Annotated in this window: 14 protein-coding genes; 5 read left to right on the forward strand and 9 right to left on the reverse strand. The window is 69.2% G+C overall.

Going from position 1 to position 17,181, the window contains the following annotated elements; genetic code table 11:
* Positions 1–238 precede the first annotated feature (238 nt).
* From C8250_RS34120 to C8250_RS34135, 4 genes are all read left to right on the forward strand, one after another.
* A complete protein-coding gene (locus tag C8250_RS34120; RefSeq protein ID WP_244809527.1) occupies positions 239–733 on the forward strand; it encodes a flavin reductase family protein in 495 nt (164 codons plus the stop codon).
* A gap of 232 nt (positions 734–965) precedes the next feature.
* Complete coding sequence (locus C8250_RS34125; RefSeq protein WP_203218444.1) at positions 966–3,218, forward strand: CocE/NonD family hydrolase; 2,253 nt, start codon at positions 966–968, stop codon at positions 3,216–3,218.
* 110 nt (positions 3,219–3,328) lie between these two features.
* On the forward strand, positions 3,329–3,880 hold the full coding sequence (locus C8250_RS34130) for a nuclear transport factor 2 family protein (protein WP_138353642.1): 552 nt from the start codon (positions 3,329–3,331) through the stop codon (positions 3,878–3,880).
* A 204-nt stretch (positions 3,881–4,084) separates the two neighbouring features.
* Positions 4,085–5,215, forward strand: a complete 1,131-nt coding sequence (locus tag C8250_RS34135; protein ID WP_187145084.1) for an acyl-CoA dehydrogenase family protein — start codon at positions 4,085–4,087, stop codon at positions 5,213–5,215.
* 547 nt (positions 5,216–5,762) lie between these two features.
* Here C8250_RS34135 and C8250_RS34140 read toward each other — a convergent pair.
* Positions 5,763–6,464 carry an FCD domain-containing protein gene (locus C8250_RS34140; protein WP_138353644.1) on the reverse strand — a complete coding sequence of 234 codons (702 nt, stop codon included), beginning with the start codon at positions 6,462–6,464 and terminating at the stop codon, positions 5,763–5,765.
* A 241-nt stretch (positions 6,465–6,705) separates the two neighbouring features.
* Here C8250_RS34140 and C8250_RS34145 point away from each other — a divergent pair, with 241 nt between their 5' ends.
* Positions 6,706–8,427: a CocE/NonD family hydrolase gene (locus tag C8250_RS34145; protein ID WP_203218445.1), complete on the forward strand. Its 1,722-nt coding sequence runs from the start codon at positions 6,706–6,708 to the stop codon at positions 8,425–8,427.
* A gap of 63 nt (positions 8,428–8,490) precedes the next feature.
* On the opposite strand, the gene C8250_RS34150 is transcribed toward C8250_RS34145, so the two are convergent.
* Genes C8250_RS34150 through C8250_RS34185 form a run of 8 tightly spaced genes read right to left on the reverse strand, consistent with a single transcriptional unit; the run spans position 8,491 to position 16,724 of the window.
* Entirely contained in the window at positions 8,491–9,015 is a 525-nt protein-coding gene (locus C8250_RS34150; protein WP_138353646.1) for a nuclear transport factor 2 family protein, read from the reverse strand.
* 56 nt (positions 9,016–9,071) lie between these two features.
* The gene (locus tag C8250_RS34155) at positions 9,072–9,929 is read right to left on the reverse strand and encodes a fumarylacetoacetate hydrolase family protein (protein WP_138353647.1); all 858 of its coding nucleotides are present in this window, start codon (positions 9,927–9,929) and stop codon (positions 9,072–9,074) included.
* A 60-nt stretch (positions 9,930–9,989) separates the two neighbouring features.
* On the reverse strand, positions 9,990–11,129 hold the full coding sequence (locus C8250_RS34160) for a DUF3500 domain-containing protein (protein WP_138353648.1): 1,140 nt from the start codon (positions 11,127–11,129) through the stop codon (positions 9,990–9,992).
* On the reverse strand, positions 11,126–12,712 hold the full coding sequence (locus C8250_RS34165) for a bifunctional 3-(3-hydroxy-phenyl)propionate/3-hydroxycinnamic acid hydroxylase (protein WP_187145085.1): 1,587 nt from the start codon (positions 12,710–12,712) through the stop codon (positions 11,126–11,128). Before C8250_RS34165 ends, C8250_RS34160 begins: the two co-directional genes overlap by 4 nt.
* 14 nt (positions 12,713–12,726) lie before the next feature.
* On the reverse strand, positions 12,727–13,773 hold the full coding sequence (locus C8250_RS34170; protein WP_138353650.1) for a zinc-binding dehydrogenase: 1,047 nt from the start codon (positions 13,771–13,773) through the stop codon (positions 12,727–12,729).
* 3 nt (positions 13,774–13,776) lie between these two features.
* Positions 13,777–15,045 (reverse strand): acyl-CoA dehydrogenase family protein, encoded by a 1,269-nt coding sequence (locus C8250_RS34175; RefSeq protein WP_187145086.1) that lies wholly within the window; start codon positions 15,043–15,045, stop codon positions 13,777–13,779.
* Positions 15,046–15,105: 60 nt separating this feature from the next.
* A complete protein-coding gene (locus C8250_RS34180) occupies positions 15,106–16,353 on the reverse strand; it encodes a CoA transferase (RefSeq protein ID WP_244809528.1) in 1,248 nt (415 codons plus the stop codon).
* A complete protein-coding gene (locus C8250_RS34185) occupies positions 16,350–16,724 on the reverse strand; it encodes a cupin domain-containing protein (RefSeq protein ID WP_138353652.1) in 375 nt (124 codons plus the stop codon). The genes C8250_RS34180 and C8250_RS34185 overlap by 4 nt, the downstream gene beginning before the upstream one ends.
* Positions 16,725–17,181: the final 457 nt, after the last annotated feature.

Consider the following 17,181-nt stretch of genomic DNA (forward strand, 5'->3'; position numbering starts at 1 on the left):
ACCGTGTCGGGTCGAGGATCACACCCGGCGGACGCACACCGACCCGGTCGCAGGTCGCCGCGCCGTTGACCGACGCGGTCGAATGCGCCACCCAACGCCCGCGCGGACACGACCGTACACGCACATCTCGTTGACAGTTCGCTCCCGTCCGCGCCATGCGCATCCCGTCGCATGGCACTTCGACACGCCTGCTTTGAGCGGGGCTGATGCCGGGCGGCGGCCAGACAAGGAGGACGAAGTGAGAGGTATCGAGCCGGTGATGGCAACCGCGCAGTTGCGGCGGGCCTTCGGGTGCTTTCCGTCAGGAGTCGCCGCCGTGTGCGCGAGCTACGAGGGAGAGCCCCTGGGGCTGGCCGCGAGTTCGTTCACATCGGTATCCATGGACCCCCCGTTGGTGTCCCTGTGCGTTCAGCACACGTCCGCCACGTGGCCGAAGCTGCGGAAGCAACCACGGTTGGGGCTGAGCGTGCTGGCCGAGGGCCAGGACGAGATATGCACCCGGCTGGCCGGCAGGGCCGGCGACCGCTTCGCCGGCACGAACTGGTTCGCCTCCGAGGACGGAGCCGTCTTCGTAGACGGTGCGACCCTGTGGCTGGACTGCACGATCCGCGAAGAAGTCTCCTGCGGCGACCACGACATCGTGTTGATGCAGATCCACGGCCTCAGTGCGACGCCCGACATGTCCCCGCTGGTGTTCCACGGCAGCAGATTCCGACGCCTGGCCAGTGTCTGACGACCCGGTCGGGTCGCCCGTCCCGCAAACGGACCCGTGCAGTGCCCCGGATCCCGACCTCGGGATGCACCTCAGGAGTGCACCTGGAGTGAGCACCTCACGGGGAGCCCCGTCGCCGCCAGGCATGAGGTCACCCTCTGGCAGTGGCGTCGCGCGCACCGGACCCACACGGACCATCACCTTTTGATCGTTCCGAACTCGAAAGCAGAGGACCATGCTGCGCAGCGGAAATATGGCAGGACCCGTCATCGGTCTGCGGTTCGAAACCCCGACCTGCTCGGGATTCACGGACGATGACGGCACATTTGCGTTCCGGGACGGTGAGGTCGTCGTCTTCTCGGTCGGTGCGGTCCTGGTCGGTGCGGCGCGCGGGGCGAAGAGGCTCACCCTCGCCGACCTCGTTGCGCGGGTGGACGGCAGCCTCGACAAGCTGGCGGACCCGGGGCTGACCAACATCGCACGATTCCTGCTGACGCTCAATCACCACGACAGTCCGGACGATGGAATCCTTCTTACGCCGGAAATTCACGCCCTGGTGGGAAACCGCCCCATCGACTTCCGCTACGGACTCGCTTCGCTCCCGGGAGCTCCCGCCGATCCCGTTCAGGCATTCACGGGCGATCCGATGGTCGCAACGCTCCTCGACGAGCTCAACCGGGCGAAGGTCATCGGCGGCGTCGCACCCCGAACGGTCACCTCGCCGGCAGCGGCGCGCAACGAGGTACGGCGCCACGTCCTTGGCATCCGGCGCTTCCGCGATGTCAGAATCCCGCTGCGCAACGGCTCCTTCGTGTACGCGGACGTGTATCGCCCGGACACCCCCGAACCGGTTCCCGTCATCATGAACTGCGGTGTCTACGGGCGGGCGTTCGTCCATCACTCCATCGCGAGCGAGCAGGACGCCGAACACCATGAGCAGATGGAAGAGAGGTACTTTCAGGGCAACCCGGATGGATACGAGTACGAGAACCACGAAAGCATCAACACCGCGGCGTGGATTCCGCGTGGCTACGCCCTCGTGCGCATCGACAGCCCCGGCGCCGGAAGGAGTCCCGGGACCTTGGGAATCTGGGGAATCGACGAGGCGGAGGCCTACTACGACGCCATCGAGTGGGCCGCGGCGCAACCGTGGTCCAACAGCAGCGTCGGCCTGTGGGGTATGTCGTACTACGCGGTGAGCCAGCACGCGGTGGCCAGCCTCAAGCCGCCGCACCTCAAGGCCATGATCGCGATCGGCACGGACACCGACCTCTATGAGGAGGTCATGTACACCGGAGGCATCCTCAACGAGGAGTTCTTTCCCGGCTGGTTCCAGCACGGCATCGTGCCGGCGATCTGCGGCGAGGTCGACGCGAAGGACTTCCTGGAGATCGCCCGGACCAACCCCTTCAAGGACTCCGACCCGTCGGCGGTATTCGGGCCCCGGTCCGAGGTGCTGATGAGCCCTGATCTCCGCGACGTGACCGTGCCCCTGTGGACGGTTGCCGCAACGACACATCCTGGCAACTTCCACCAGCTCGGAAGCAGCGAGACCTACCTCAACACCCCTACCCCGAACAAGAAGATCGACTTCTGGGAGGACTGGTTCCTGAAGTCGTACTCCCGTGCCGCGGTGGAGGAGCACATGGCGTTCTTCGACCACTGGCTCAAGGGGATCGACAACGGGATCATGGACAGGCCCCCGGTCCGCCTGGAGATCAGAACCGGGCGCGGTTGCTCCTACCTGCAGGAGGAGCAGGAGTGGCCGGTCGCCCGCACCCAGTACGTCCGCTGGTATCTCGACGCCACGCCCCTCGGCAGCAACGTCGGCCTGCCCTGCGACAACGTCCTGCGCCTGGCGCGCACCCCGCCCGAGGACGATCGCTTCGTGGAGTACTCCGCCGAAGTGGACCTGAACGCACCCCGCATCCCGCCGGCGACCGGCACGGGCGCCGTGGCGAGTGCGCCTTGCGCTCCGGGCGCCACCTTCATCAGCGAGCCGCTACTGGAGGACACCGTTCTCGCCGGCTACAGCAAAGCGGTGCTGTGGATGGCCAGCACCGCTACGGACATGGACGTCTACGTGGCTGTGCGCGTGCTGGATACCGACGACCGCGAAGTCGACTACTGCGGTCCGGCACTGATCCCCGGCATCTCCACACGCTTCTACCCACTGGCCAAAGGCTGGCTCAAGGCATCACACCGCACGCTGGATCCCGAGCGCTCGACCGGCTACCGGCCCAAGCACACGCACCTGCAGGACGACTACGCCCCCCTGCGGGACGGCGAGGTCGTCCCGGTCGAGATAGAGATCATCCCGAACACCGGTCTGGTCAGGAAGGGGCATCGCCTTCGTATCGATGTCCAGCCCTACACCGGGGTCGGCCACGGTATGCGTCACGCCTACGACCCGGCCTATCACGACGGGGCGCGGAACACGGTCTACACCGGACCGAAATACCCCAGCTTCGTACAGCTGCCCGTTCTTCCCGCGCGGGAGTGCTGAAGGCCGTCGGCCCCGAAGCAGCCCGGCACGTATCCGGCCGGCCTCCCCACTCGCGGCTCCGCCTCGCCCACTTCAGCCCCAAACACCGATCCCTTTGGAGGGAAACGCCGATGAATGTCGACGAACTGAGCGCCCGTGCTCACATCCACGATGCCTTGCTCCGCTACTGTCGCGGCCTGGACCGGGTGGACATGGACCTTGTGCGTAGCGTGTTCCACGAGGACGCCTGGGTCCAGTTTCCCGCGAGCCTGCATATCGGTCCCGTATCCGGATTCGTCGACTTCCTGGCAGGGGAGATGCCGCGCTTCGTACGGACCATGCATTCCCTGGGGAACAGCCTCATCGAGTTCAACGGTCCCGACATCGCTCACGTCGAGACGTATCTCCAGGCTGATCACCAAGGCTCCGAGAGCCATCAGTGGAAAGGCGAGTCCGTCAAGCTCTGGGCACGTTACCTGGACCGGTTCGAGCGCCGTGACGGGCTGTGGCTGATCGCCCGCCGCCAACTGATCGTCGACTGGATGTACAAGTACCCCGCCGACGGCTGGTTCGACGACCACCCCGACGCCTCGGCAGGCCGACGCGACGGTTCCGATCCGTCCCTTCGCCCGGTCGCCGGCTTCGGCGGGGTGCCGTCGGCGGACGACAACTGGCCTTCCTGATCTGATCCGCTTTCGGCGACCGGCGCAGGATGCGTCCGCCGCTACAGGAGCGGTATGTCGACCCTTCGGACATCGCGAGTACGAATCACGAGAAAGTCATGGGCCATGACCCTGCGCACCAATGCGAACGAACGGCAACCATCCGCACACGAGATAGCCGACCGGATACACAAGATTCAGCCGTGGCTTCGCGACCAGCAGCCCGTGGCGGAACAGCAGCGTCGCATCCCCCAGGAGAACATCGAGCGTCTCGACGCTGCCGGCGTGTTCACCCTGACCACTCCGAAACGCTTTGGCGGCGCGGACTTCACCACGCGGGAACTGCACGACATCTACCGCGCTCTTGGCGCGGGATGTGGGGCGACCTCCTGGGTCGTCTGGGCGGCCGCAGGGGGGAACCTGTGGAGCTTCTCCTTCCCCCAGGCCGTCGTTACGCCGGTGTACGAGTCCCGGTGGGTCGGGAACCGTACCTTCGCGGTAGGAGGCACGAGCCGGCGGATGTCGGGAACCGCGCGACGGGTCGACGGCGGCTGGATGGTCGAGGGAAAGTGGCCGTTTGCGACCGGCAGCGTCCACGCCTCGCACGGATACCTCGCCGTCTACTACGACCCGGCCGACGACACGAAAGTCGGCATGGTCCTCGTGCCTAAGGACTCGCTCGTCACACAGGACGACTGGCAGGCAATGGGACTCGCCGCCACCGGCAGTCAGACCGTAGCGACCGACGGCGAACTCTTCGTACCCGACGAGCGGTTCAGCACCCCCGCTCTGCTCGCGTCGCAGATCGACGAGCTGACCGCACAGGGCCGCGGACCGCGACGAGGAGGACTCGCCCGTTCGCTCGTCACCGGGACCGGCACGGCGCTGGGCATGGCCGACCACGCGATGGACGTCTTCCTCGGCACACTCGGGAGGCGGACCATCGCGTACTCTCCGTACGCGAACCAGGCCGTCGCACCCATCACGCATCTCACCGTCGGCCGAGCGCACAGCAAGATCCGCGCCGCGAGCCTGGTGGCTGACGCGGCGGTTGCCGCCCTGGACGAATGCGAACGCCGTGCAGTGGACCCCACTGATCGCCAGACACTCCAATTCCACACCGACGTCGCCTACATCTGGGACGCGTGCAGCTCCGCGATCGAGACGCTCTTCCGCGCCTCGGGGGCATCCGCGATCACGAAACGGCAACCACTCCAGTTGATCGCCAGGAACTGTCGCGCCGGCAGCCTGCACGCGGCCCACACCATCGACACGTGGATGGAGAACATCGGACGGGCCTTGTGCGGTGTTGAGGTCGCGCCGTCCTTCACCAGCGTCCTGGAACGCCGCTCCTAGAACGGCTGACACAACGGGGTGACTTGGCGTGCGGGGCGTGTCACTGGTTTCGGTAGCCTAGCGCGGCAGGAACCGAGGGTGGGTTCAGACCAGCTGTGGGCCCGGGTCGAGCCGTGTTGCTGCCGGTGCGACAGCGCAACGCGGGGCGGAGATTCGCCAGCAGCGCCACGGCTCGGTCGAGCGCCGCGTCGTCCTGACGTACTTCGACCTATGACACACGCCCTGATATCCCTGGTGGGCCAGTGAGCGGCTGATGGGCGTCATTCGGAGGAACTGACCGCGGGCAAGTAGACGCCGGCGCGCTGCGCGACCGCCGGATCTCGGCAGCAAGGTCGGTGTGGCATGCCCCGCTCCTCTTGGGATTGGACCTGCACGCAGCACCAATTCTTCTATTCAGGACTCACGCGGGAGTGATCCGCACGTCGGAGCGCTACGCAGCCTGCCAGCCGCCCAGTCCTGATGACGCGTGCCCACGGGTGGAGCTCCACGCGCCCTACCGCACGGCGCTTTCGGCTCGCCCTATGCCGGCGCCGTGCGGCGGCGGTGTTCAGGGCGGCGCCACGCCAGACGCCGTGCTGCTCCGGTGCGCGGCGGCGGCCGCCCGTGCGCGATCGGCGTCGCCGAGCCGGATTGCCTCGACGATGTCCTCGTGCACAGCGAGCCGTTGGGTCAGGTAGACGCTGGCCGTTGAGGTGTCCTGGCTGTCGGCCCGGACCGACAGTTCCGCGATGCAGCGCATCATGCCGAGGTACATGGCGCGGGCCAGCGGGTTGGGAGACACCGCTGCGATGCGTTCGTGCAGCTCCCAGTTGGCACGAAGAAACGCTTCGAGGTCGTCGCCCGCGCGTCGCATCGCGTCCAGGTGGGCTTCGAGGTCGCGGATGTCGCCGTCGGTCCGGTGCGCGGCGGCCTCCACGATGACCAGTTCTTCGAGGGCATCGCGGACGGCGATCGCGTCCGCCACCGTCGGGGCTCCGTGGGGCACGGTCAGGAGCGTCTGACGCAAGCGGACAACCGGGCTGACCTGGGCGACGAAGAGGCCACCCCCACGCCCCGGGCGCACGTCGACACTTCCCCGCTCGGTGAGCAGACGAGCCGCCTCGCCGATGGTGGCGCGGCCGTACCCGGTCTGTGTCCGCAGTTCCTCCATCGTGGCGATGCGGTCGCCGGAACGCAGGCAGCGGGTGCCGATCAGCTCCTCGATCTCGGAGGCGAGGTACTGAGCGAGGCCGGGTGGGCGCGAATGCATGCACCGGATCCTAGTCCCTTGACAGGCGCCTAAGGCCGTAGCAGCATCGCAAACATGCGAAACATACGGGTGTTTTAAAGCCGCGTTCGTCCCCTGGACCGTGGCGTCACCCCAGGGGCTTTCACGCGCACGCGGACCGCACCTCGCGGATGCCGTTGACGTCTGCCCTTGAACGCGCTGACCTCGGCGTCCGCGTCGGCAGTAGATCGAAATGGAAGCAGAAATGATCCACGAAGAGACAGTGTTCGAATCCTCGAGCTACGAGCCGAGCATCGTGCACGGACTGCTGAGCGCATTCGAACCGGGTGTCCAGACCCTGCCGGTCGGTTACCAGTTGCACCCGCGGTACCGTCCGCTGCAGACGGAGATCGTGTTCGAGAAGGATGTCGCGGTCGTCCTGCGCGACGGCGTGACCATCTACGTGGACGTACTGCGTCCAGCGGGCACCGAGAAGGTCCCCGTCCTGGTCGCCTGGAGCCCGTACGGCAAGAGCCAGGGCACCGGTCCGAGCGTCGTCGGCCTGTTCGGGATGCTCGGCATCGACAACGGGGCCCTGTCGGGACTGCAGAAGTTCGAGGGACCCGACCCGGCGTACTGGTGCGCACAGGGCTACGCGGTCTGCAACCCCGACCCGCGCGGCATCGCCCAGTCGCAGGGCGACAGTGTGATGTTCGGACGTCAGGAGGGCGAGGACTGTCACGACCTCATCGAGTGGCTGGCCGTCCAGGACTGGTGCAGCGGCAAGGTCGCGATGAGCGGGACCTCCTACCTCGCCATCGCGCAGTGGTTCACCGCCGCCGAACAGCCGCCCCACCTCGCGGCGATCAACCCGGTGGAAGGCTTCAGCGACATCTACCGCGACCTGACCATGCGCGGCGGCATGCCCGACATCGGCTTTGCCGAACGGCTACAGAAGCACAGCTACGCCGGTAAGAACGAACGCGAGGACATCCTCGCGGAGGTGGAGCGCCACCCGCTGATGAACCGGCTCTGGGAGGACAAGACAGCCCGCTTCGACCGGGTCACCGTGCCCGCCTACGTCGTGGCCAGCTACACCAACACCCTGCACACAGCGGGTACCTTCCGGGCCTGGCGCAGGATCGCCTCGCAGGACAAGTGGCTGCGCATCCACAGCACCCAGGAATGGCCCGACTACTACGACCAGGCCAACACCGAGGACCTGCGCCGATTCTTCGACCACTACCTCAAGGGCATGGACAACGGCTGGCAGCAGACGCCGCGGGTCCGCTACAGCCTGCTCGACCTCGAAGGCGGCGCCAGCTCCGATCACGTCGCGGACTGCTTCCCCCCGCAGGACGCCGATCCGGTCAGGTACTACCTCGACGGCACTACACGCACGCTGGCCACCGCGCCCGCCGCAGAGGGAACGCCGGTGCCCTACGACACGGAGGCGGACCCGGGTCTAGTCTCCTTCACGGTCGCCTTCGACCAGGAGACGACCCTGGTCGGCTACCCCAAGGCGCACCTGTGGGTCGAGGCGCAGGGCGCCGACGACATGGACCTGTTCGTCCTGGTGCAGAAGCTGGACCGGTGGGGGACACCGCTGCAGGAGTTCACCGTGCCCAACCACGGCGCGCTGATGCAGGACATCACCGAGCACGGCGCCACCGTCCTGCGCTACAAGGGCTCGAACGGCCGCCTGCGCGTGTCCGCGCGGCACCGGGACGACAAACTGTCGACCGACACCGTGCCCGCCCACAGCTTCGACCGGGTCGAGAAGCTGGCCCCGGGGGAGATCGTCGATGTCGAGATCGACCTGCTCCCCATCGGGCTGCTGTTCCACCCCGGTGAGGCGCTGCGCCTGGTCGTCAGCGGGCGGAACCTGGTGGGTGCGCACATGCCGGCAACGCGCGACTACCTGCCGCGCAACAGCGGCAAGCACGTCATCCACACGGGCGGGGAGCACGCGTCCTATCTGCAGCTGCCGGTGTTGAACAGCTGACGGCAACGACTGAGGGGCGGCCCGCGACGGGCCGCCCCTCAGTCGTGCTCGTAGCATCAGGCGCTACTTCGCACCGATGGCCTTCAAAAACTCGATCTTCCCCGCAAGGCTGTGCTCGCGCAGCACGTTGAGCTGCATGTCGGGGTTGTGCTCGCGGTTCGGCTCGGGTACCGAGGGGTTGCCGCTCCAGGACATCAAGCGGCACACGCGTCGCTGGATGCGCCAGCCGTTCCCGGTGCGCACGAGTTCGTCGTCGTACCAGCCCGTCCCCTCCCAGACCGGTCCGCCGTCGGCGGCATGGCGCAACAGCACCCAGTTGCCGTAGCTGAACGCGTTCGCCCGGTCGCCATCGACGTGCACCAGGTGGCCCATCATCGTGTGCTGGTGGCCGTCCAGGGTCTCGTGGAACTCCGCGAAGGAGCGCTTGAACTCGGGGAGGCCGTGCCAGGCCGCGCCGGCCGGGCCGAACTCCGCGGTCACATCCTCGGCGAAGACGCGGTCGAACAGGTCCCAGGCGTGTGCGTCCAGCGCGAGGGCGTAGAGATTCATGATCTCGATGATCTCGGCCTTGTCGTGCTCAACAGTCATGATGTGGTCCTCAATCTCGCTGGGGTGTGCGGGAGTTGTACGGCTCGCGGAAGCGTTCAGTGCTGGGTGCGCCGGTCGTTACCCACGATGAAGTTGCGCACGGCGCCGAGCCGCTCCACCTCGACTTCGACCTCGTCCCCCGGCTGCAGCAGCCACGGGGGTGTGCGGCTGTAGCCGACGCCTGCCGGTGTGCCGGTGGCGAGCAGGTCACCGGGGCGCAGGGTCAGGGTGTGGGAGATCAGGGACAGCGTGTCCCCGACGGTGTAGACCATCTGGTCGGTACGGCCGTCCTGCACGGTCTCGCCGTTGACGCGGGTCCGCAGCCGCAGGCCCTGCTTGAGGTCACCCACCTCCGTGGCGGGCACCATCGGGCCGATCGGCCCTGACCGGTCCGCGTTCTTGCCCAGAATCCACTGCGAGGTCAGCTTCTGCGCCCGGCGCGCCGTCAGGTCGTTGAACGCCGAGTAGCCGACGACCGACGCCAGAGCCTCCTCGGGGGAAGCGTCGACGAGGGGGGCGCCGACCCAGGCGACGACCTCGCCCTCCCAGTCCAGGCCCGCCTCGTTGGCGGGCACGGGGACCTCGGCCCCGTCCACGGTCAAGGACCGCGGCCAGCGCGCGAACAGCGTGGGACAGGTGGGCAGCGGCTGGTCCCGATAGCTGCCCTCCGCCGCGTGGTCCAGGTAGTTGAGCCCGATGCAAAAGACCCGCGCGTCGGGCAGCACCGGGGGGACCAGCTCGACGGACGAGACGGCGAGGGTGGGGCCGACCGGTGACCGGGACAGATGGGTTACCGGGTCGGCCCAGAAATCCGTGAGGGAGGCAATGACGGTCACTTCAGGGTGTCCCTCGGCCAGGGTGGCGACCTCCACGCCGGAACCGCCTTGGGGTCGTCTGACGCCCACTATCTTCATGTGTGTCCTTTCGCGGTCTTCCGCGACGGCTTGCGCCTAGGGGTGAGCGGTTCGCACCGGTCAGGCGGAGCCGTCCGCGCGGGAGCCGGTGTGGTCGTGGTCGAGGTGGTGCTGGATCAGCAGGTCGGCGCCGAAGTCGTTGGAGGGGTCGCGCCAGACGCTGTGCACGTGGTTGGCGTCGTCCTCGGCGTTATCGAACTCGATCAGGGTCGTCGGGCCCTGGATGCGGAAGTAGTGCGGCTGCTCGATGGACGTGCCGCCCGCCCAGGCGAAGCGGAGATCGTCGACGCCGCCGGCGGCCGCGATGCGGTCCATCTCGAAGCCGACCAGGCCGGGGCGGGAGCGTTCGACGAAGTGGGCGAGCAGTGTGTCGAAGTGCCCGCGCTGGGCGGGGGAGAGGTCGCCGGCGCGAATGCCGCGGGGGTGGTCGCGGAAGTAGGCCAGCGCCTTGCGGTCCTCGTCGGTGATCATCGCGTCGCGGCGGCCCACCCCGTGGTAGGCGGGGTACTCGACGTCGCCGATCGTGGCGACCGTGCGGGTCACGAAGTCCGCCGGCGGCCGGGAGTGGATGATCGCCGTCTGCCGCTGGGAGCCGGTGAGGCTGTCGAGCAGCTCGAAGCCTGCATCCTCCTCCTCGCCGAGGATCCGGAACGGGCCGAAGCGGGCGGGTTCGGCGCCGAGCAGGAACGGGGTGGCGCTGACCAGGTCGCCGTCGACGACGGTGATGTTGATCGACAGGTGGTGGCCGACCAGCCGCCAGCCCCAGGTGGTGTCCGGCTGCGGTTGGCCGAAGAACGTGAGGAAGTAGCCGCGAGCGTCACGGAAGATGGGTGCGATGTGGCCGAACACGGGCTGGTTCAACTCACGCAGCAGGTGTTCGTTGGACATCACCTGCACCACCCGGGCGTAGGCCGGCATCGACATCGACTCGGCGATCAACCGGTGCGCCAGTCCCTCCTGGTAGCGGTCGAGCTCTCCCAGCGCGAGGCCGGGCCGACCGGACTCGGGCAGGAAGTTCCAGTGCGTCCTGCCGGGGTCCGTGGCGGGCAGCAGTACCCGTGCGCGCTGGTCGGCGGCTAGGCCGTCGAAGAAGCCCATCGCGGCGAACGTGACCGCTGTCGCGTCGAACGAACCACCCGCCCGCGGCTGGTGCACGGGGGGAAGCTCACCGTTCGGGGTGTGGTGGTGCGTTGCCGTCATGGCGTTCCTTTCACGGGAGCCGGCTCGATGCTCCGGCGCAGACGCGCTACGAAGTGCGGGATGTCGGCGTGCTGTCCGGCCGCGAACACGTAGAAGTCGGGCCGGGACAGGAAGACCTGGCAGTCGTGCTCGGTGAACCAGCGGGCGTAGGCACTGTCGACGTCCTGGACGGCGCCCACACCCGACACGTCGGCGGCCGTGCCACCGATGCCGCGGAACCAGGACAGGTCCTCGTCGGGCAGGAGGGCCAAGGGGTCGCCGGCGCGGCTGACCAGCTGCCAGCCGCCGCCGACGATGTCGTCGAACAGGCCGGTCCTGGCGCCGACGCGGACCCGCCCCTGGGGCGCCAGCCGTCCCGCGGTGTGCCCGCGCCCGGTGAGCGTCAGGGACGGCTCACCCAGGCGGGGGTGCGGCGGCTGCCGGGTGGCGGCCTCGGCGTCACGCGACCGCTTCCGCATCTCCGCGTCACGGGCGGCCGCGCGATCGGGATCGAGTTCGCAGATCACCCGGCCCGCAGCCACCGCCTCGTCGATGATCTCCCGGACGTGTCCGGTGCGCTCGGGTCCGTAGGTGTCCACGATCGACGGCGCCGCCAGTCCGCCGTGCACCATGGCCAGCCGCCAGGCGAGCGCCCGCGCGTCCCGCAGGCCCGCGCACAGGCCCTGCCCCAGGAACGGGGGCATGAGGTGGGCGGCGTCACCGGCGAGGAAGGCGTTGCCCACGCGCCACGTGTGCGCCCAGCGGCCCCGGAAGGTGTAGACCGCGTGCCGTTCCAGCTCGGCGGTCCGCGGTGTCACCCCCCAGGGCGCCATGAGCCGCCAGGCGGTGCTGTCACGGCCCAGCTCCTCGACGGTCATGTCCGCGGGGCGCATGAACTCGAAGCGCCGCCGTCCCGGACCACTGTTGACCGCGGTGGCCGGTTGCGCTGGGTCGCAGTACTGGGTGACGAAGGCACTCCACTGCTCCTCCACCAGCGGCCGGTAGTCCACCACCAGCCAGTCGGCCTGGAAACCCGAGTCGCCGACGCCGATGCCCAGATGGGAGCGGACGGAGCTGTTTGCCCCGTCGGCGCCGACCAGCCACCGTGAGCGGACCGGCAGGGCCTCCTCCGGGCGCCCGGCGGGAGCCAGCTGGACGGTCGTCTCCTCACCGTCCTGCGTCAGGGCCTGGAACGTCCAGCCGCGGTGGACCGTGACGCCCGGTGTCACGAGCGCCAGGTCCTCCAGGACCGCTTCCAGGTCGGGCTGGTAGAAGCCGTTGGTGTTCGCCCATCCCGACTCGGCGGTCCTGTTCCAGTCGATGGCCTGCAGGAGTTCGCCCTCGCCGTTGCGGAACTCGTACCCGCCGCGTTCGCCCCGGGAGGGTTCGAACAGGTCGGCATGGCTGTCCATGAGTCCGACGGACTGGAGGATGCGCAGCGCCTCGTGGTCGATGGTGCACGCACGCGGCGAAGGATAGCGCTGCGGCTGGCGCTCCACGACGGCCACCCGCAGGCCGGCCCGGCCGAGGAGGACGGCGGTCAGCAGGCCGACGGGGCCGCCGCCGACGATGACGCAGTCGACGTCCGGCCGGAGGGCGGACACCGGAGGAGGGTAGGTCACGGTCGCGTGCTCCGGTCGTGTGGTGACGGGTGGGGAAGGCGGGCCGGGTCGGGCAGCAGGACGTACTTGGCGTGCGGGGACGCGGCCTGGGCGCGCCAGACCGACGGCAGCTCCCCGAGCGCGAAGCCGCGGACCTCGATTCGGAGTTCCTCGCGGGAGAGCGCGTCCCACAGCCACGTCAGCGCGGGCTGCTTGTCCTTGAGCGGGGTGTGCAGGCCGGCGAACCCGGACAGGCTCAGCTGCTTGCCGCGCAGCAGCCCGGCGGGAATCTGCGCGGTCACACCTGCCGGGTTGCCGATGTTGACCACCCGCGCCCGTGGTGCGCACGCCCGCAGCGCCGCCTCCAGCGGCACGCCGTACAGGCCGTCGAGGACGACGTCCACCGGTCCCGCGGCCGCCAGTAGCCGGACGGCGAGCTCCTCGGCGCTCTCGTCCGCCCGCAGCGCGACCACGGCGTCCGCACCGAGCAGCAGCAGGCTCTCCAGCGCGGCCCGGTCGCGGGCGACGCCGACCACCCGGCCCGCGCCGATCCGGCGCGCCACCTGGATGGCGATCTGTCCGACGGCGCCGGTGGCGCCCAGGACCAGCACCGTCTCTCCGGGGCGCAGGCCGGCCTGCTCGACCAGCGGCATGAACGCGGCCATACCGGAGTTGCCGACGGCCGCGGCCGTCACCGGGTCGAGAGCGTGCGGCAGCGGCAGCACGTCGTCGTCGGGGACGAGGACCTGCGTGGCGAAGGCGCCGGGCGCGGCCGGTGAGGCGTGGCACTCGGCGTAGACCCAGCTGCCGGGCGGATGGCGGTCGGACCGGAGCACCACGCCCACACACTCGCTGCCGGGGACGTAGGCGGCTTCGTGGCGGACGGAGTGGAACGTTCCCGAGGCGATGACCAGGTCGAGCGGGTTCAACGGCGCCGCGACCACGGCCACCAGGGTGCTGCCGGACGTCCACGCCGGCAGCACGACCGACCCCAGCCGCGGTGCGGCGCCGGGGGAGTCGATGACGGCGGCTGCCACACCTTCGGACGCGGGTGGGGTCGTCATGGGTCAGCCCTGCTTCACGGGGGCCGGCGCGAAGCGGTCGAGGGTGGTGATGCCCGCGAAGTTGTGCGGCTGGGATCCCGCCATCAGCCGCCCGTAGTTCTCGGAGAGGGCTTCGAGGTTGAGCGCGCCGTGCAGGGTGATGACCCGTGCGTCGCGCCAGGCCCGCTGGATGGGCTCGCTCTCCATGATCGCCGTCGAGCCGGAGTTCCGCTGCAGCAGCTCGATCGCCTCCGCGCACCACTTGGCCGCGTAAGCGGTCTCCACCAGGACGCGGGCACTGAACTTCTGCAGGTACTCCGGATCGGCTGGCGTCCCGGCGGCGGCGAGCGCGCCCAGCCGGTCGGTCTCCTCAGCGTTGGCCCGCGTCATCAGCGTCGCGGACTGAAGCTTGGAGTGGACCTCGGCCAGCATCAGGTGTGTCAGCGGGGCTTCCAGCTGGTTCTTGTAGGTGGTGCCGCGCACCGGCCGGCCTTTGGAGCGCTCCAGGAAGCGCTCCAAAGCGCCCTGGGCGATGCCGATCGACATGCCGGCCATCAGGCTGAACGCCCACCCGAGTGACGGGGCCTGCCAGATCGACCCCTTGAGGCCGCTGTCGAGACGGGCGCCGGTGATGTCACGGAAGTCGACACAGCGGTGCTCCGGGACGAAGAGCTCGTCGCCTGCGAGCTTGATGGACACACTCCCCGTGGCGCGCATGCCGGCGACCTTCCAGTCGTCGAGGAAGCGCAGCTCGTCCAGCGGTACCTGGGCGCCCACCAGGTAGGGCCCCTCGCCGTCGTCGGCGATGCAGCCGAGGTTGGTGTAGGGCGCCCACAGCGCGTCGCTCCCGAAGGTCCAGGGCCCCCCGGACAGGATCCAGCCGACGTCGACCCGCTTGGCGCGCCCTCGGGAAGCGGGGAAGTGGCTCGAGCCGGAGACCCGCGGCCCCACCCAGGCCGGGCCGTAGACCTCCTCGACGACCCGGGCGCCCGAGCCGGCGGGGATCCAGTTGGTGGACGCGCCGACCCATACGGTCCATCCGCAGGAGCCGTCCCACTTGGCGACCTCGGAGACGACGTCGAGCTGCTGCCGGACGGAGAACTCGTACCCGCCGAACTCGGCGGGGCTGCCGATGTCGAAGACACCGGTGGCGTCGAGGTCAGCGATGGTCGCGTCCGAATGGCGGCCCGCCCGCTCCGCTTCCAGCGCGCGTTCGCGCAGCGTGGGCCCGAGTGTCCTGACCTTCTCGAGGACCTCGGCGAGCTTCTCGGACGTGTCGTGTGTCGCTGACATCTTCGTCATCTCCTGTGATGTTCTGCGAGTCGGATGCGGTGGGTCGGGGGTTCCCGGAGGTCACCTCGGCGGCACCGGCAGCGGTTCGTCCAGCCAGCCCCGGATGGCGTCGGCGTCGGCGTTGAGCAGCGGTGGCGCACCGTCGCCGACGCTGGTCGTCTCGGTCTCGGCGCCGGTGCCGTCGACGGTGAACGTCCGCAGCGGTGATCCGGGCAGGGTGATCTTCCCCAGGCTCTCGTGCTCGACGTCGAGCAGCAGCCGCTGCGAGCGCGTCTGCTCCCACTGGTAGACCTCGTCCAGGCTGCGGACGCGGCCTGCGGGGATGCCCGCGTCGGCCAGCCGTTCCAGCAGTTCGGCCGGATCGTAGGGCGCGAAGACGGCGTCCAGCAGCGCGGTGAGTGCGGTTCGGTTCGCCACCCGGACGGAGTTCGTGCTGAAGCGCGGGTCGTCGGAAGGGAGTTGGAACGCCTCGCAGAGCCGGCCCCACATGGCGTCGTTCCCGCAGGCGATCTGCACGCTGCCGCCCGCGCAGCGGAACAGTCCGTAGGGGGCGATCGAGGGGTGGTGGTTGCCCTGGGCCCGGCCGACCTCGCCGGCCACGGTCCAGCGGGTCCCCTGGAACGCGTGCGCGCCGACGACCGCGGCGAGCAGCGAGGTACGGACGATCTGCCCCCGGCCGGTGCGGTCGCGCTCTCGCAGCGCCGCCAGCACGCCGAACGCGCCGTTCATGCCGGCCAGCAGGTCACCGATCGGCACGCCGACGCGCTGGGGGTGGTCCGCGTCCGGGCCGGTCAGGGACATCAGCCCGGCTTCACCCTGCGCGATCTGGTCGTACCCGGCGCGGGCGGACTCGGGCCCGTCGTGCCCGAAACCGCTGATGGACAGCACCACCAGGCGCGGGTTGAGCCGCATCAACCGGTCGCTGCCGAAGCCGAGCCGCTGCAGCGTGCCCGGCTTGAAGTTCTCCAGCAGGACGTCGGCCCGCTCGACGAGCCGGGCGAGCAGCTGCGCGTCCTCGTCCCGCTTCAGGTCGAGGGTGATCGACTCCTTGTTCCGGTTGCAGGACAGGAAGTACGACGACACCTCGGTGCCGTCGTCGGCGGGGACGAAGGGCGGCCCCCAGGACCGGGTGTCGTCCCCGGCCGGGGACTCGACCTTGATGACGCGGGCTCCCAGGTCGCCGAGCATCATCCCGGCCTGGGGGCCGGCGAGTGCCCGGCTGAGGTCTATGACGAGGAGTCCGGCGAGCGGCCCGTTCGAGGGTGCGTCCACGGGTCCGTCCAGCGCTTCGTTCAGTGCTTCGGTCACGGCTGCACCTCAGCTTTCACCGGTGAGGCGTCCGGGTTCGGCCGGATCACCAGCATGCTCGCGGGCAGGTTCGTGCGGTTCTCGACACTGCGGGGCGTTCCGGAGGTGAGCCGCGCCCCGTCGAGGGCGTGCAGGTCCCACGTGCGGCCGTCGGCGTCGGTGAGCGTCAGGGTGCCGGTCAGCACGAGGTAGAGCGTTTGGATCGGAACCGGTGACAGGTCCGCGCGGCCCCCGGGCAGGTAGTGCGACAGGGCCACCGTCACGGCGCCGTCGTACTTCTCGCCGCCGAACAGGTGGAGGGGGCCGACATCGTAGTGGCCGGCAGGTTGGAAGCGCTGGGCCTGGGCGAGCCGGGCGATGTGTATCGGCATGATCGGGTCGATCCGTTCTGGCTGGGCCGCAGGTCGGGTAGGTGCGGTGGTGGTCGTCCCCGGGGCGGAACGGGCGAGGCCGTCCGGTGGGAACCCGGCGCGGGATGTCCGAGCGGCGGAGACGGTGCGGCCGCCTCGGCGGTTCGCCCTCCGTGTCCGACACGGTCGCGCCTGGCGCGAAAGGCCGTCGAGGCCGCCGGAGAAAGGTGGTGCTGGTGAGACATCACTCTAGAAGACGCCCTCAAAATGTCAACACTTTTAGCGACCTCTGATGGCCTTGCTGTGTAGATAGGCTTCTGACGTGCTGATATGCCATCGCGTTGCGGCAGCGGCGGCTCCCGAGGCCGATAAAATGTCAGCAGGTCGCCGATCGGGATCGGCTACGGTGGTAACTTGCACCCGTCCGAGCCCTTCCAGGACAGCCGCCCATCCGCGGCACGAGAGGTCAGCGTTGAGA

Source organism: Streptomyces sp. So13.3 (assembly GCF_005860785.2).
Classification (GTDB): domain Bacteria; phylum Actinomycetota; class Actinomycetes; order Streptomycetales; family Streptomycetaceae; genus Actinacidiphila; species Actinacidiphila fildesensis.

Excerpts from the sequence above, each read along its gene's own strand:
- C8250_RS34175 (WP_187145086.1), bottom strand. The coding sequence starts at position 15,045 with ATGTCAGCGACACACGACACGTCCGAGAAGCTCGCCGAGGTCCTCGAG.
- C8250_RS34160 (WP_138353648.1), bottom strand. The coding sequence starts at position 11,129 with ATGACGGCAACGCACCACCACACCCCGAACGGTGAGCTTCCCCCCGTG.
- C8250_RS34125 (WP_203218444.1), top strand. The coding sequence starts at position 966 with ATGGCAGGACCCGTCATCGGTCTGCGGTTCGAAACCCCGACCTGCTCG.
- C8250_RS34140 (WP_138353644.1), bottom strand. The coding sequence starts at position 6,464 with ATGCATTCGCGCCCACCCGGCCTCGCTCAGTACCTCGCCTCCGAGATC.
- C8250_RS34155 (WP_138353647.1), bottom strand. The coding sequence starts at position 9,929 with ATGAAGATAGTGGGCGTCAGACGACCCCAAGGCGGTTCCGGCGTGGAG.
- C8250_RS34130 (WP_138353642.1), top strand. The coding sequence starts at position 3,329 with ATGAATGTCGACGAACTGAGCGCCCGTGCTCACATCCACGATGCCTTG.
- C8250_RS34150 (WP_138353646.1), bottom strand. The coding sequence starts at position 9,015 with ATGACTGTTGAGCACGACAAGGCCGAGATCATCGAGATCATGAATCTC.
- C8250_RS34170 (WP_138353650.1), bottom strand. The coding sequence starts at position 13,773 with ATGACGACCCCACCCGCGTCCGAAGGTGTGGCAGCCGCCGTCATCGAC.
- C8250_RS34185 (WP_138353652.1), bottom strand. The coding sequence starts at position 16,724 with ATGCCGATACACATCGCCCGGCTCGCCCAGGCCCAGCGCTTCCAACCT.